The sequence below is a fragment of the Legionella stuttgartensis genome, assembly GCF_977063405.2.
The window spans coordinates 71,781-88,212 of record NZ_CDRUHA020000071.1; the positions used below are offsets into that span (position 1 = coordinate 71,781).

A 16,432-nucleotide genomic window follows, 5' to 3' on the forward strand; every position below is an offset into this window, starting at 1 on the left:
GCTCCAACTGCTGCGTAGTACTAAAAACACTAAAAGATTAGCTGAATGAATCGTAACATTGAATCAAGTAAATCATTAAACTACGAATCCAAAGGGTGTTCGCATTTAGAGCGAGCCACTCTCTAATTCAATTATAAATTCATTACATTTTGATCCATGGAACATGATAAAATTTTTGCGGTAAAACTGCTTCTTAAATAAAATCCGCGTGGTAATGTTTTGATTTTATTTCCATAAGCATCGTAACCATAACATAATGATTTGCCATCTGCCGCTTTGGGTCTTACCTGCAGATACTCACCAGATTTTGCATCTAGTGTCTCAATATGTCCACTACTGATTTGAAATGATAGATAATTCCAATCTTCTGCTAAAATACGTTCCTCTGCTTCATCGGGCGACCATAAGAATCCTTGCCCGATTCTTCGCTGTGAATAAGGAATATCCGTATCCCCTTCTACTGGAACCCATAAAATCCGTCTTAATTTAGCATAGCATTGAGACGAGTTCCATTGCTGTTGATGAATAGTGAGCAAAGGGATAGACGTTATAAATGTAGATTCTGTAGGTTTTCCGGATTTATTTAGAGGTAGTGTTTTTAACTCTACGCCTAAAGCTTGGAAGTCGGGTAATGATTTATTCTGAGCATCAGTACCCAACGCCAACTCGATTGCTTGACCAGCCCACCCTTTTCGTTGATTAGGATGCGCCGGAATTAACAATTCTAAGCTCAAACCTAATTGTACAAAACTAAGGCCCGCAATCGAATTACAACGCTCAAGCAATTCCGCTTCAGTTTTCGGCGGTCTGTTTTTTGGCAGTGAGGTCAGCATGGCCTTCTTTAATCTCAATAGCGAGCGGCTCAATCGGAGGTCTAATATTTGCTGCTTTGAACTGAGTCATAATAGCAAACAATACTTTAGATTGTACCTCAACACGGGTGTGAATTTGCACATTGATAAAATATCGAGCCTCAAATTCAAGTAATGCTTCATCAATTTTCTTAAGAAAAACTTGAGCCGGAGGATCTCCCACAATTTCTGGAGTTGTAGCCAGAATATCTTGTATCAGTTGTTGGATCATCACTGGATCATCCGAGCGACTGACTTTTATAGGAATAACAGTTCTGACAATACCGTCCTGATGTGTCCAGTTAGTAAAAGGTTTATTAAACGTTTCAGCGTTGGGGATTAGAACTTCCATATTATCCCAAGAACAAACTCTCATAGAGCGAATACCGATATGGGCAACACGTCCTTCATGCTCACCTATAGTTACCAAGTCCCCCTCGCGAACAGGTCTTTCAACAAGCAACATAAGACCACCTACAACATTACTTGCAAAATCGCGTAAACCAAATCCCATACCTACCGCAAGACCACCAACAATCATAGACATACCACTAAAATCAAATCCAAGTACGTGGAGAGAAACAAAGCCACCTAAAAGAATAACGGCATACTGAGTGAAAACCGAAAGACTGTTACGTATCCCTACATCTTTGGCATTTTTATACAACCAACGATAACAGAATTCACGCGTCCATTTAGAGGCCCAAACAAGCACGGCAAGTAGGATAAAAAATTCTATAGTGCTTGTTACAGTAACTTGGATCCCTGGGATATTAACAATAGTATATTGAGCAAATTTACCTAAATTGATCATAACTAAGGAATCGGAATTCCAACCAAATAATTGGAATAGAACATGAATGCTCGCTAATAGTAGTACAATACGTAAAATATTGTCTAAGGGCTTTAAAAAGACCTCCACCCATAACCATCCGTTACGTAATGAAGAAATCATCAATTCAGAAAACAATTCCAACGCATCGAATAATAAACCTCTGGCAATAATATATCCTACTAGTACAAGTAATGCATAAGCCAAATATTGACTCAGGCTCCATGCTAAGCCGATAAATCCAAATAACCCTATTACCCCAGTAGTTAATAATGTAATTGGTACCAAAATAACCAATAAAGAAATCGCGTTACTAACATATCTTTTTTGACTCTTGAATAACGGGCGTAGAAGATACGGAATGACATCTTTACTTTTCCATATAACTAGAGATACGGTTAAAATAAAGAGCATAAATAATCGATTAAATATGTCTTGAAGCAGTATCGATAGGGGTAATAAATGGCCAATAGTCATTAAAGCGGTGGTCCAACCGCCGAATAGTAATAGCCATTTTAAACGGTAATAAAGTTTAACATCCTTACCCGATGAGTCAGTGACTCGTTCTAATAATGCCAAACGAGCTATTAAGATTAAAATCTTAAAAGTAAACCACACTGCGATTAATTTAAACAATAATTGATAATTGGAAAAAGAAATATGTGTTATATAAAGTAATGCCCAGAGCATGGAAACAATACAGAAATAAGGGATATTTCTTTGTATGAGAACTAGAACACCATCATACAGATAACCTGTTAAACGGGACCGCTCTTTATCTCTACGAAGCATTTTTAAGATACGGCTTATCATAAAGAAAAAACCGGTTATCAGCGCAAACCCACCCCATAAGATAACCATGGATAAAGTACTTAACCACAAATAACTATCATAAACTTTTAAGCTCAATGTTTTTAAATATTTATAAACTAATCCAGGAATAGCGACTATTTTCTTTACAATAATTGGCCAGCTGCTAAAGCTATAATCGGCAAGGGTTTGTCGTGAAGACATGAGTGATTTAAGTTGCGCTTGATAATCAGATAAGCTCTTAAGTAAAAGTTGTTTTTGTACATTGGCTTCATTGACCTGTTGCGCTAAAGTATTTTGTAGCGTGCTTATCGATTTCTTTAACGTTGGCGCTACAACAAGTTTTGTTTCTTTATTCAGAAAATTTTGAATGTGCTGTATTGTCTTTTCTATTTTAGCGTATTGATTTAAGGCATCTTTATAAATCTCTGTGATAAGCTGCAAATTTTTGGTATCAGGATTTTTAAGATAAATCATATCCCCTTTAACCACAGTCTTTTGTATATTTAAAGCATTTAATTGATTTTGAATTGCTGCAATATTTTGATTATTAATCAATAACATTGCTTCGTAATCTGCTGCTACGAGTTTTGGTGATGACTTAGAACGCTTATCTGGCTGATTCTTTACGTTGCTTTCATAAAGCATACTCAATCGTTTATTGAGTTGTTCTTTTAGCGATTTAATCTGCATTAATTTTTGTTCAAGTACAAAATTCGAATGCCACGACTCCAAATGTTTTATCTCATCATCTAGAGAGGCTTGATATTCTTTAACAAGTTTTAAATTTTCAGTAATAAGTTGAATTGTTTGTTTGTTAATATTGATTAAATTTTCTACTTTCTCTACACGTTCGGGTATGCTCGTGTTCTCTTTATCGAGAGGCATCTGTTGAAGTTGCTTTAAACGCTGATTAAGATAGTTTTGTTCTTTATTTTGATGTTCAAAAAAACTTTCTAAACTTTCAATTTTAACTTCCGTCATTGAGTGTATCGCCGACACCTGCTTCATTTTGTCGCTAAATTCCTTTTCACTTTTAAGCTGTATCGGTTTTTTTGAATCTTGAATGGCGGTTATTAGATGTATTTTGTCTTGAGTTAAGTATTCGGAAAAAGTAACTTGCTTTTTTACTGGTGCGGTCGAAGCAAAGGAAGCAGAAAAAAGCAAACAAAATAAAAAGCACCAATACGTTCGCTTTACCAATGAATTCATTTTTCCTAAGAAGAAATTATCCTTACACGTACAGGGATCTTTTCCCAAATTAGTTTTTACACCAATTAGAGAATTGATCCCTGATTTCGCAGGGATAATCACTTTTTGTACGAGGTTAGCTAGGTTACTACCAAGTTTAAATATACTATTTAGTCTGTGTAGTTGGAGCAAGTCTTATTCCCAATTCATTTAATTGTGCGTTACCCGTAGGTGATGGCGCACTCGTTAAAAGGCACGATGCTGTTTGTGTTTTAGGAAAAGCAATAACATCTCTTATTGATGTTGAGTCTGTAAGTAACATAGCGAGGCGATCGATACCAAGAGCAATACCACCATGTGGTGGCGCACCATATTGCAATGCATCAAGTAAAAAGCCAAACTTTTCCTGAGCTTCTTGCTCATTAATTCCAAGCAATTCGAAAACTGCTTTTTGTAAATCAGATTGATGAATACGTATGGACCCACCACCGATTTCATAACCATTAATTACTATATCATAAGCCTTTGCTAATGTGTGTGTTGGATTAGCGCGTAAGTTCTCAGGTGATAGATCCTTAGGCGAAGTAAATGGATGATGCATGGGATTTAACTTGTTGTTCTCATAATCCCTTTCAAACATTGGCCAATCAACAACCCATAATAATTCCCAACCCTCTTTGAGAAGTTTTCTATCATGTCCTAATTTTATTCTTAGTGCCCCCATAGACTCATTAACAATATGACTTTTATCAGATCCAAAGAAAATAACATCGCCAGTTTTAGCCTCTGTGCGTTGCAAAATTGATTGTACTGCTTCTTCAGAGAGAAACTTTAAAATAGGTGATTGTAATCCAGCCATTCCTTCGTCCAGATTGTTTACCTTAATGTAAGCAAGACCCTTAGCACCATAAATACTTACAAAACGACCATAATCATCGAGATCTTTTCTACTAAGGTCACATCCACCAGGTAATCTTAAAGCAATCACTCGTGATTCTAAATCATTAGCTGCAGCAGAAAATACTTTAAAATCACACTCTTTTACTAAATCTGCAACATCAATCAACTCTAAAGGATTACGTAAATCTGGTTTATCACTACCAAAGCGTCGCATTGCTTCAGCATAAGGCATTCTACGTAACTTTTCGGGTAGTTCCACATTAAGAACTTGCTTAAATACAGTTTTTAATAACCCTTCAATAAGCTCTAAAATGCTTTCCTCATCAATAAAAGCCATTTCAATATCAAGCTGTGTAAATTCAGGCTGTCTATCAGCGCGCAAATCTTCATCACGAAAACAACGAACAATCTGGTAATATTTATCAAAACCCGAAATCATTAATAATTGTTTAAAAAGTTGTGGTGATTGAGGTAACGCATAGAATGAACCAGGATGTACCCTGGAAGGAACTAAATAATCACGAGCCCCTTCTGGAGTTGCTTTAGTAAGCATTGGTGTTTCAATATCAAGGAAACCATACTGATTGAGATAATTTCGAATACAGCTGTTTAACTCATGACGTAACGTTAATTTATGCTTCATTGAAGGACGACGCAAATCAATATATCGATACTTATAACGTAAATCTTCGTTCACAACTTGGAAATCATCAGGTAAGAATGGAGGGGTCGGTGACTGATTTAGAATCTCAAGCTTTGTGCCAACAACCTCTACTTTACCAGTGGCCATTGCATCATTAATCATTCCTTCGGGTCTTTTACGTACAATTCCCGTAATACGAACAACAAATTCAGATCGTAATTTTTCTGCGTCAGAGAAAGATAATTTATTTTCCGGTTCATACACTACTTGCAGTAAACCCGAGCTATCACGAACATCAAGAAATATCACACCACCATGATCTCGACGATGATGTACCCAACCACATACAACAACCTCTTTACCTAAACTTGACTCATCGACGCCCAAACAGTAGTGTGTACGCATATAAAACCGCCTATTTAAATTTTTACAAATTGTTTGCTAACGCTGCCTCTGATGCAGGCGGCATTACTCCTAAAGAAATTATAAATTTTAGTGCTTCATCAATACTCATTTCCAACTCAATTACATCACTTCTAGGAGTCATTATGAGGAAGCCTGAAGTGGGGTTAGGAGTAGTAGGTATAAATACAGATATCATTTCATCTTTTGTTTTATTATTTATTGCAGTATTTCCTGCACCTGTTTGGAAGGCAATACTCCATAATCCTTTACGTGGATACTCAATTAGAACTACTTTACGGAACGCTTCACTATTTGTAGATAATACCGCATTAATTACTTGTTTTACTGCTTTATAAATTGATCGGACCAAAGGAATTTTAATTAGAATAGACTCGCCCCATTCTACTAAGCGTTGTCCAAAATAATTGGTGGCAATTACTCCTGTGACCAATAAAATAACAAGTGATAAGATAACTCCAAAACCTGGAATATAATGTCCAATTAATTGCTCAGGTTGGTAGGCTTTAGGAATTAAAGCAAGCGTGTTGTCGAGTAAGTCAATAATAAAGCGCAATACACCTATGGTGATGAGTATGGGTAACCATACCACCAATCCCGCGAGTAAATAGCTTCTTAATGACTTTGTTTTCACTTGTTGTCACCATCTTGAGTCGTTTTAGCTGAAGAAGTATCTTTTGGCTTCTCTGTGGAAGCAGAGTCATCATTTTTAGTTGTAGTTTCCTGCGGTTTACTGCTTTTGTTTTTAAAATCAGTAGCATACCAACCAGTACCTTTAAGTTGAAAGCCTGCAGCTGAAATAAGCTTAATTACAGTATCTTTATAACATACCGGACACTGTTTAACTGGCTCATCACTGATTTTTTGCATCAAATCAAAATGATGATTACAATTTGTACATTGGTATTCATAAATTGGCATCGAAAACCACTCCATTAACTTCAGACAGTTTAATCTAACCTGTTATTATAGCTAACTCACGAAGGATGAACAATATGTAGCTCCTAAGCCAGAACGAGCAAAGTCGTTGTATTCGCCTGAAAATTGTTTAAATTTTAATAAATATTTTTCGTTGATATAAAAAAGCAGCAACTAAAAAATTTAAGAAAAGGAAAAGCAAGGCGTAAAATAAGCCCGCGTTTTGAGGACTTAAATAGCCAAATAAATATTCTGAAATTGCAACTCGAACAACATCATGCGACCCATTAGGCAGAGTAACAACGAACATGGATTGAATTTTCAATAAAAGCACATGAAAAATAAAAATAAATAAGGCATTCATGCCAAAGATCTTAAAAGGCAACGACCATTTTATATACCCTAAGACATCGATGATAAAAAAACACAAACCAAAAACAATAAGTGAAAAACCACTACTCCATAAAACAAAGCTGCTTGTCCATAAGTTTTTGTTAATTGGAACGTTATAGCTCCATATCCAGGCTAATAATAGAGATAATATGCCCGTCGCAATTATTATCATACTTTTCTTTTGCTTACTGATAGAGGTTAACAAAAAATGGCCAGCCAAAACTCCAGAAAGTGTCGTGGCAATCGCCGGGATAGTGCTTAAAAGTCCTTCTGGATCAAAGGTTTTTGATAATAAATGTGCAGGAGAGAATATGAGTGAATCAATATAGCTTACCCAATTTCTTGTCATGCTTAATTGTTCCATACCAGGACCAGGAATTGGAACCTGGGTTAGAAAATACCAATATCCTATAAGAATGCCAAAAAAAATAAAAATTTGAGTCTTCACTGAAGTATTAAGATAAAGAAGAGCACAAATGAAATAGCAAAAAGCGATGCGTTGCAAAATACCATAAACACGCACAGTTGCTAAATCAAAATGAGAAGGAAAAGCATTTAAAAACATACCAAATAAAAATAAAAGAAGCGTACGAGTAAAAATGCTCCGATAAAGTAAGGCTTTACTCTCCACTTTGAGGTGTCTTTTTAGACTAATAACGGTAGTAATTCCCACGATGAATAAAAAGGCTGGGAACACAAAATCAGCTAATGTAAATCCGTCCCACTCAGCGTGATCGAGTATAGGGTATATAAATCGCGTTCCCTGACTATTGACTAAAACCATTAATGCCATAGTCAAACCACGAAAAACATCTAAAGATAAGATACGACTAGCTTCAGTTGAATTACTACTCATAGAATAAATTCATTTCAAAAATGATTATAATAACAGCATACTAAGTCGTCTTCAAACCGCGCACAGGAACATCCATATGGTATACATAGTGTTTGATAATCTGTTCGGCTTGTTCACAAGTTAAAGGTTTGCTGATTGCTCCTTCCATAAAATAATGCTGGCAATCATATTTGACTACGTCTGCTTCAAAACCAGTTAGGGCAATTATAGGAACATGGTGTTGGGTATTTTTTTCTTTTTGACGTAATTGTTTTGCAACAACATAGCCAGAAGAATCTTCTAATCCAATATCCATTAACACTAAATCATATTTTCCAGGCTGGAATAATTTTATTGCGCTATCAGCAGAATCGGCTATATCAACTTGACAATGTAATGCAGTGAGTAATGCTTTTTCCACGTTTTGCGCAATAACATTATCTTCTACCATCAGCACAGTGGGTAAATAACCCTCTTTTAATAAGGGCTTTATCATTTGATTGTCTTCTTGTAAAACTTCAACATGTTTTTTAAGTTCTTTAGTTATGGTGATATCGTTTAAAATGACTATCAATCCAATTATTTTTTTATTGCGATTCTGCATTAGCACTCGTGAGGATAGGAAGTAATAAGTTTTACCTGCACTGTCTTCTATCGCTTTTTCTTCCACGTTATGCTGAGGAATACCCGAAAATATTACTTTCATATCTTCTAGTTTTAATTCTTCTACTCGTTCCTTATTCCAATGGGCAAATTCTTCCATTTTCTGATAAGGCGAGCCTTTGAAGTCTTTGAGTGTATTTAGACCTAATAATTTCACGAAATTATTATTACACCCCTTCAGATTACATTCAGTATCTATCCAATAAACTATATTGGGCATTGAATTAATGATTTCCATGTAATATTCATGTATCGAATTAAGATCTTCTACAGTCCTATTTTTTGCGTGGGCTGACATGCAAATACTCCAAAGAATTTATTATTTTGCATGTAAATTATAGTACAGATTATTGATTTTGATTTTTGGATTGAGGGCTAAGTGTTTTATAGAAAAAGGATTGATTTAAAAAAACCAATCCTCGTGACTATTTTATACTAACTGATTATCCATTCAATTTGTTGTTTCAAGTCAATTGAAATCTCTGAAAGCTCCTCTAGCTCATAATCCAGATAAGGATTATCAATTGCACTATTATTTGCTTGATGCTGCATAATTTTTTTATCACGCTCTTGATGCAACCATAAAATCTGTGGCTTAAACAAATGAATAATCCCTTCAACCCAACGATCCAACACTTGCCAATAAGGATCATCACTTAAAGTCATTTTATAGTGTTTAAGTAAGCGTGCACTGTATTCTGAATTATACCAAATTTCTGAAGTAACCCAACGATTAACCGTGAATAAGCGTATTGGTTGCCCTAATTGATTTATGCCGATTGCAATCAAATGGGTCATAGGGTTATCAATATATTTGTCCCAATCTGCTAAAGGAGCTGGTTTGATACTTTTAGGGATATGTTTGTAACGTAAAAAACAATGAAAATGACCATGTTCTGTACTTTCATAGTTTTCTCTATGGCAATGATAAAAATATTGAGCCCCAGTATTACGATCAATGCGATCTCCTCGAGGATAATGGCTCATTCGTTCAAAACGTCGTTTTTTTTGTAAGGTATAATGCAGGATGCTTTTACCTTTTCTAGCTGTCATTAATTGTTGGGCTTCTAAAATTTGTTTGGCGTAATTCAAATAAATATTTTTATACCAACTGCTAAGTTTGGGTAATGTAAATTCAGCATGACTAATCATATTTCTTACTTCATATAGGAAGGAAAAAAGAAGAGGTAGTAGGAACTACCTCTTTATTAGAATCAAAACTACAGATTAGTCACCAGAGCAACCACCGCAGCCTTTGCAACCTTTACAGCCTTTGCAACCGTTGCAACCCTTGCAACCTTTGCAACCATTACAACCTTTGCAAGTGCTTGTAGTAGTAGATGCATCATCTGCGTAAGCAACAGATACTACAGGAGCTGCTAATACAGTTAATAGAGCAGCTACAGCTATTGTTGATTTTTTCATAATTTTACTTCCTTGATAGTTAATGATTTTTAACCCATTTAGATATTAGCAAAGAAATTTGAGTTTTTCTTCTTTTTTTTAAAAAAAGTTTATTATTCCGTACCAATTTAATCAGGGTTAATAAGCTCAAAAGTGCAGTTAGGATAGTTCTTTTTTTGAAACCTGCAAAAAGAATTTATCTAGCATTTTAACGCTTAAAATCCATTTTAAAAAAATCATCAGATGAGCCGGGAATGTTACCGGATATCTGGCTTTAGGCTTTTTAGACTCAATTGCATGGATCAATTTATCGATCACCGCATCGGTTTTTCGAGTAAAAAAAGAGTCGGATTTCTTTTGCTTAAATGAAGCCAGCATTCGTTCATATTGTTTACTGAAATAACTACGCTGCATATCAATGTTGTTTAATGAGTTATCAACAGAATTATCTCGAAACCGACTTTCTATAGGACCGGGTTCTATCGTAATGACATCTATACCTGAAGATTTTAATTCCAATCTTAGTGTATCGCTAATGCCCTCTACTGCATACTTGGATGCATTATAAGCACCCCGAAATGGCATACTGATAATGCCTAAAATTGAACTTATATTAATAATACGACCACATCCTTGCTTACGCATGATGGGAATCACTTGATTCGTCAGTTCAAGTAGCCCGAAAACGTTCGTTTCGAATTGGGCTCGTATCACATCACGTCCAATATCTTCCAGAGCCCCTGCTTGACCATACCCAGCATTATTAATTAAAACATCTAAGCGACCTTCTGTTTTAACCAATACTTCAGCAAACCCATTTTGAATTGAGGAGGAATCTGCAACATCCAATTGAATGGCTTCTACTCCCATATCTAATAATTTTTGAACATCTTCTTTTTTTCTACATGATCCAATAACTCTGTGTCCTCTTTTTTTCAGAGTAAAAACAGCATCGAACCCAATTCCACTAGAACATCCAGTAATTAGAATTATTTTTTCCTTCATAAATCGTATCCAAAAATTGCTCAGGAAAATCATTTATAATCTATAATTCCTAATGTAACAACATAATATGGAGTTGCGACATGGAAAAAGTTAGCATTCGAAGCAATAAGTTTTTTCGGCTCCTTGTTCTGTCTTTCACAATACTCATAGGTTTCTTATACAGTAATTTAGCTAAGGCTGAGATAACATCTTCTAAACTGCAGAGTCAGCAGCTCGCTTATTTCATTGGATATCATTCCGGCGGCTATTATGGACCATCCCCATATTATGGCCCGCCTCCGCCTCCATACCACCACCATCGTCACCATAGAAGATTTATCTGGACGGATTGGAGATACATAGGACATGGCTGTAGTCAAAGCTGTCTCATTGACCGCTGGAGTGGACGTGTAATTCGCTGTAAAAGAAGTTGCCGATAACAATTCGCACTGCTTTTGAAAGCAAGCGCTATATGTATTAATGCTTAGGCAAAATAATCAATCAGACCTTTAATCACCCTCTTATTTTTTAAGGGGGTTACTCCAACTTCATCTTCATGTGTCAATTGTTCTGTAGTCCCATCATTTTGTTGCGAAAACTGACCTGAACTGCTGTCTGAATCAATTTGCACTTCAGATAAATTTAAGCCTTGTTCAGCCATCATTGCCTGCAATTTCGGTAATGCTTGGTCAATAATATCTCGTACATGATGATTATGTGCCGTTATATTGACTGAAGCTGTATCATTTATTACCTTAATATTGATCTCCAACGGGCCTAAGTCTTCAGGATTTATTTTAATTATTGCGCCGGTTACCTCTTGCTGGCCAAGCCAAGTAATACGCTCCGAAAATTGATTTGACCATTCAGGATTATCTATTTCCATTGGTATCGTGAGGGTTTGAGGTATAGCATCAAAAGTACGAGCATGATTTTCCACAGGTGGATTAATACGTACTTCATTGGTAAATACATTGACCATTGACGGTAGCTTTACCCCATCAAGCTGTTCCATGAGAGATTCCGGTTTAGGTTGAGTGGGTAACGTACTTTCGTTTTGCTTCCCCATTTCACGAGCTAAAGGCTGCAATATAATCTGTTTTTCTTCATTATCTCCTTCTTTACTTTCCCAAGAATTGACGTTAGGGAGCAAAGGAATGGATGCGCTCATGGATTTCATGCGTACTCCACGCGACGGGGGATTTTCTGAGCGTTCATCGTGTTCGGTGGGCTCTTCAGGCCTCAATGACACATTTTTTATAATTTGATTCGCATCAGAACTCAAAATAATGTCTTCATTTTGTAATAAACCATGTTCAATTAAAGCAGGTTCAGCTGGTTGCTGTCGTACTTCTTGAGTTAAAGTACGTTCCATTACATTTTGAACTTCTTGAACTGGGGTTTGAACTTCGGCTGATTGTACCGTTTCTAATACATTCAGCCCTACATTTTGCTCTTTACTTATATTTCTATCTTCACTTGAATTGTATTCTTGCTGAAAATTTAACCGATTCACATCAACTTCTTGCTGCATTTCAATCAAAACAGGTTGTCCTGATGGCGGCTCATCTTGGATTGCCAGATTTTCTACTGCTTGCTGGAAATATTGCGAATTAATCCAAGAGACAGCAACATTATCCTCCACCACACTTGGTGATTGCTCTTCATTCGTTTGTTCTGAGATGGTTTTTTCCAACACCTCTTCATCCGAATCAATGGTTGAGTTAGTCGTTGTAGGGCTTAAGTGTTGCGTTACCTCTGAAACTTGAAACGAATTTTGCTTTGCTCCTTGATGCTTGGATATTTGCGTCGCAATATGGGTGAGTAAAAAGATGAAATCATTTGTATCTTTAAGATCATTATTTGGCAAAGCATTTTTTGTCTGTGAGTTTTCTACTGTATTCGTCAAAATTTCGCCATCTACAGCATTACTACTACCCGACAGATTATTCGAGAAAAGGTCAGCCGTAGGTAGATTTGATATTGCTTTATTCAAGTCTGTCATTCCAATCCTCCATTAATTTGTAGATTTAATAGCAATATCCATACCAATTGAATAATTTATTAGAAAAATTAAGTTATTGTTAAAAAATATTACTTGATTGTAAATTTACCTAAGAGATCCATTTTAAACCAAGTCAAATAATGTTAATCTGCGCTCACTAAATCTTTAAGAGTAATTATCATGTATGGTAAACCTTCTTTTTATAAGCAAAAAAATATATATACATATGAATCAATTTCAGATGAAATTAAAAATGCCTTGAAGCTATTGGTTAATCAAGACGATCAATATAAAGCGTTCCTTGAGATGCTGGAATTACGAAAAGAAGATTTCAACAAGGCGTTGAAACAAACCACGGATCCTTATGAAATAAAACGAATATTGGAACAATATCACCGTTTTGCTAAAACATTATCATCTTGTTTATCCACACCACACAATGCGGCTTATATAATAGATTCTTATCATAAGAATAAGAATTATTATCCTGTAGGAGCAACTAAGGTAATCGAAGAGCCCTTTCGGCATAATATATCACTGGCTGCGACAATCTTAGGCTCAGCGCTTATCCTAGCATCCATAGCTGCAATATGGATTAATCCATTGATAACTGCCATTTTGCTTCCAATTGGTATTACGATGTTAGCTCCAGGCGGCGCATCCTTATTAATTCCAGGCCCTATTGATACATCAGAGATAAAAAGCCTAGAGAAATTAGTTTTTCAAGCTGGTGTTCAAGTAAATAATCCTCAATTGTCTTTTGATGAAACGCAAGGGTATACCCCACAGTACGCTAGTATATTCTAAAAAGTTCTGACCTAATTTCATAAGAACTCATGGAATTTTCTTAAAATTGAGCTATCATTCAGTTTTTGATTTCAGGAGCTCCTTATGAAAGTAGGTCATGACAGCTTATCAACAAAATCCCAATTGCATGTAGATGGAAAAACTTATCATTATTATAGTCTTAAAGAAGCCGAACAAAAAAATTTAAACGGAATCCATCGTCTTCCTTATTCACTTAAAGTTCTTCTTGAAAATCTATTGCGTTTTGAAGATGACAATACAGTTACCACCAAAGATATTAAAGCTGTTGCTGACTGGTTGAACAATAAAACATCACAACATGAAATTGCTTTTAGACCTGCTCGTGTATTAATGCAAGACTTCACTGGGGTTCCCGCTGTAGTGGACTTAGCAGCAATGCGAGATGCAATTGCTAAACTGGGTGGTAATCCAGATAAAATTTCGCCGTTGTCACCTGTGGATTTAGTCATTGACCATTCAGTTATGGTTGATAAATTTGGTAGTAAAGACGCTTTAACAGTTAATACTGAAATTGAAATGAAGCGAAACAATGAGCGTTATGAGTTTTTACGCTGGGGACAAAAAGCATTTAATAATTTCCAAGTTGTACCACCTGGAACTGGTATTTGCCACCAAGTCAATCTTGAATACCTAGGAAAAACTGTATGGAGTAGCACTGATGATGGTACTTTATATGCATATCCTGACACTTTAGTAGGTACAGACTCCCATACAACCATGATTAATGGCTTAGGCGTTTTAGGATGGGGCGTTGGAGGTATCGAAGCCGAAGCTGCTATGCTCGGACAGCCCGTATCGATGTTGATTCCAGAGGTTATCGGATTCAAATTGCATGGAAAAATGAAGGAAGGAATCACTGCAACCGATCTCGTACTCACTGTTACGCATATGCTTAGAAAAAAAGGTGTAGTGGGCAAATTTGTTGAATTTTATGGTCCAGGATTAAGCGACTTACCCCTTGCTGATCGAGCTACAATTTCTAATATGGCTCCAGAATATGGTGCTACATGTGGATTTTTCCCAGTAGACAAAGAAACTATTCGTTATCTTGAATTGACTGGACGTGATAAACATACTATTGCGTTGGTTGAAGCGTACGCTAAAGCACAGGGCATGTGGTACGATAAAGACAGTGAAGACCCAGTGTTTACTGATACTCTGGAACTCGATCTAAGTACAATTGTTCCCTCATTAGCTGGCCCCAAAAGACCACAAGACAAAGTAACATTAAGTACTTTACCTGTGGAATTTGATACGTTCCTTAAAGAAGCAGGAAAAGAACAAGAAGCAGATTCTTCGTTCTCTGTTAAGAATCATGAGTTCCAAATGAAACACGGTCATGTGGTTATTGCGGCCATTACCAGTTGTACCAATACATCGAATCCAAGTGTGCTCATGGCTGCAGGTTTAGTTGCTAAAAAAGCAATTGAAAAAGGACTCCAACGCAAACCTTGGGTTAAGTCTTCTTTAGCACCTGGTTCTAAAGTCGTTACAGATTATCTTAAACAAGCAGGATTGCAATCTTATCTGGATCAATTAGGTTTTAACTTGGTTGGCTATGGTTGTACAACATGTATCGGTAACTCTGGACCACTGCCCGATGCTATTTCTCACTGTGTCAGTGATAACGATCTTGTTGTTTCAGCTGTTTTATCAGGAAACCGTAATTTTGAAGGCCGGGTACATCCACAAGTTAGAGCAAACTGGTTAGCATCTCCTCCTTTAGTTGTTGCTTATGCTCTCTGTGGAACGACCACTATCGATCTAAGCAAAGAGCCTATTGGTAAAGACGATAAAGGTAATGATGTGTATCTGAAAGATATTTGGCCATCTAATGCTGAAATTGCTGCCGAAGTATCTAAAGTTACTGGTAGCATGTTCCGTAAAGAGTATTCTGAAGTATTTCTTGGTGATGAACACTGGCAATCAATTAAAACAAGCAGTGGAAAAACCTACGAGTGGGATGCAGATTCAACATACATCCAACACCCTCCGTTTTTCGATAATTTAAAAGCAAAACCTGATTCAATTAAACCGATCAAACAAGCTTACATTTTGGCATTATTTGGTGATTCAATTACAACAGATCATATCTCTCCAGCAGGATCCATAAAGGCCAACTCTCCAGCAGGATTGTACTTAAAATCCAAAGGAGTTGATGAAAAAGAGTTTAACTCTTACGGCTCTCGTCGTGGTAACCATGAGGTAATGATGCGAGGTACTTTTGCTAACATTCGTATTCGCAATGAAATGACTCCTGGTCAAGAAGGAGGCATCACCCGTTACATTCCTTCTGGCGAAGTAATGCCTATTTATGATGCAGCAATGCTTTATCAAAAAGACCATCATGCGCTTGTAGTTATTGCAGGGAAAGAATACGGTACCGGCTCTTCTAGAGACTGGGCGGCCAAAGGAACCAATTTGCTTGGTGTCAAGGCCGTACTTACTGAAAGCTTTGAACGTATTCACCGGTCTAATTTAATCGGCATGGGCGTTTTACCTCTACAATTTTGTGATGGCATGACACGCAAAACTCTGGATCTGAAAGGAGATGAACGTGTTAGCGTTGATGTATCGGATTCATTAACGCCTGGTTCAATGGTTCCAGTAACAATTGAGCGCACCAATGGTCAAGTAGAGCAGATTAAAGCATTATGTCGTATCGATACAGCTGATGAATTAGAGTACTATAAAAATGGGGGTATTCTTCAATACGTTCTCAGGAATCTGAGTGCTTGATGATTATGATACC

The 16,432-nt window shown here is 36.5% G+C and carries 13 protein-coding genes; 2 read left to right on the top strand and 11 right to left on the bottom strand.

The genetic code is table 11. From position 1 onward, the window contains the following. Window positions 1-131: 131 nt before the first annotated feature. The 11 genes from mutH to ACWTEW_RS25000 form a co-directional block, all read right to left on the bottom strand. Window positions 132-833 carry a DNA mismatch repair endonuclease MutH gene (mutH, locus tag ACWTEW_RS24950; RefSeq protein WP_454780797.1) on the bottom strand — a complete coding sequence of 234 codons (702 nt, stop codon included), beginning with the start codon at window positions 831-833 and terminating at the stop codon, window positions 132-134. Then, window positions 793-3,705: a mechanosensitive ion channel domain-containing protein gene (locus ACWTEW_RS24955; RefSeq protein WP_454780798.1), complete on the bottom strand. Its 2,913-nt coding sequence runs from the start codon at window positions 3,703-3,705 to the stop codon at window positions 793-795. Before ACWTEW_RS24955 ends, mutH begins: the two co-directional genes overlap by 41 nt. A gap of 145 nt (window positions 3,706-3,850) precedes the next feature. Further along, entirely contained in the window at window positions 3,851-5,632 is a 1,782-nt protein-coding gene (gene aspS / locus ACWTEW_RS24960; protein ID WP_454780799.1) for an aspartate--tRNA ligase, read from the bottom strand. A 22-nt stretch (window positions 5,633-5,654) separates the two neighbouring features. Continuing rightward, window positions 5,655-6,284 (bottom strand): DUF502 domain-containing protein, encoded by a 630-nt coding sequence (locus ACWTEW_RS24965; RefSeq protein ID WP_454780800.1) that lies wholly within the window; start codon window positions 6,282-6,284, stop codon window positions 5,655-5,657. Further along, on the bottom strand, window positions 6,281-6,571 hold the full coding sequence (locus tag ACWTEW_RS24970; protein WP_454780801.1) for an FmdB family zinc ribbon protein: 291 nt from the start codon (window positions 6,569-6,571) through the stop codon (window positions 6,281-6,283). The genes ACWTEW_RS24965 and ACWTEW_RS24970 overlap by 4 nt, the downstream gene beginning before the upstream one ends. Before the next feature lie 127 nt (window positions 6,572-6,698). Further along, complete coding sequence (locus ACWTEW_RS24975) at window positions 6,699-7,817, bottom strand: acyltransferase family protein (protein WP_454780802.1); 1,119 nt, start codon at window positions 7,815-7,817, stop codon at window positions 6,699-6,701. Between the two features lie 40 nt (window positions 7,818-7,857). Continuing rightward, a complete protein-coding gene (locus ACWTEW_RS24980; RefSeq protein WP_454780803.1) occupies window positions 7,858-8,757 on the bottom strand; it encodes a response regulator in 900 nt (299 codons plus the stop codon). Between the two features lie 137 nt (window positions 8,758-8,894). Then, the gene (locus ACWTEW_RS24985) at window positions 8,895-9,611 is read right to left on the bottom strand and encodes a DUF6969 family protein (RefSeq protein WP_454780804.1); all 717 of its coding nucleotides are present in this window, start codon (window positions 9,609-9,611) and stop codon (window positions 8,895-8,897) included. A gap of 75 nt (window positions 9,612-9,686) precedes the next feature. Further along, entirely contained in the window at window positions 9,687-9,884 is a 198-nt protein-coding gene (locus ACWTEW_RS24990) for a hypothetical protein (RefSeq protein ID WP_454780805.1), read from the bottom strand. A gap of 138 nt (window positions 9,885-10,022) precedes the next feature. Then, a complete protein-coding gene (locus ACWTEW_RS24995; RefSeq protein WP_454780806.1) occupies window positions 10,023-10,868 on the bottom strand; it encodes an SDR family NAD(P)-dependent oxidoreductase in 846 nt (281 codons plus the stop codon). A gap of 463 nt (window positions 10,869-11,331) precedes the next feature. Continuing rightward, on the bottom strand, window positions 11,332-12,852 hold the full coding sequence (locus ACWTEW_RS25000) for a flagellar hook-length control protein FliK (RefSeq protein WP_454780807.1): 1,521 nt from the start codon (window positions 12,850-12,852) through the stop codon (window positions 11,332-11,334). Between the two features lie 180 nt (window positions 12,853-13,032). On the opposite strand from ACWTEW_RS25000, the gene ACWTEW_RS25005 reads away from it, so the two are divergent. After that, on the top strand, window positions 13,033-13,659 hold the full coding sequence (locus ACWTEW_RS25005; protein WP_454780808.1) for a lpg1689 family Dot/Icm T4SS effector: 627 nt from the start codon (window positions 13,033-13,035) through the stop codon (window positions 13,657-13,659). A gap of 84 nt (window positions 13,660-13,743) precedes the next feature. Then, a complete protein-coding gene (gene acnA / locus ACWTEW_RS25010) occupies window positions 13,744-16,419 on the top strand; it encodes an aconitate hydratase AcnA (protein ID WP_454780809.1) in 2,676 nt (891 codons plus the stop codon). The last annotated feature ends 13 nt before the right edge of the window (window positions 16,420-16,432 follow it).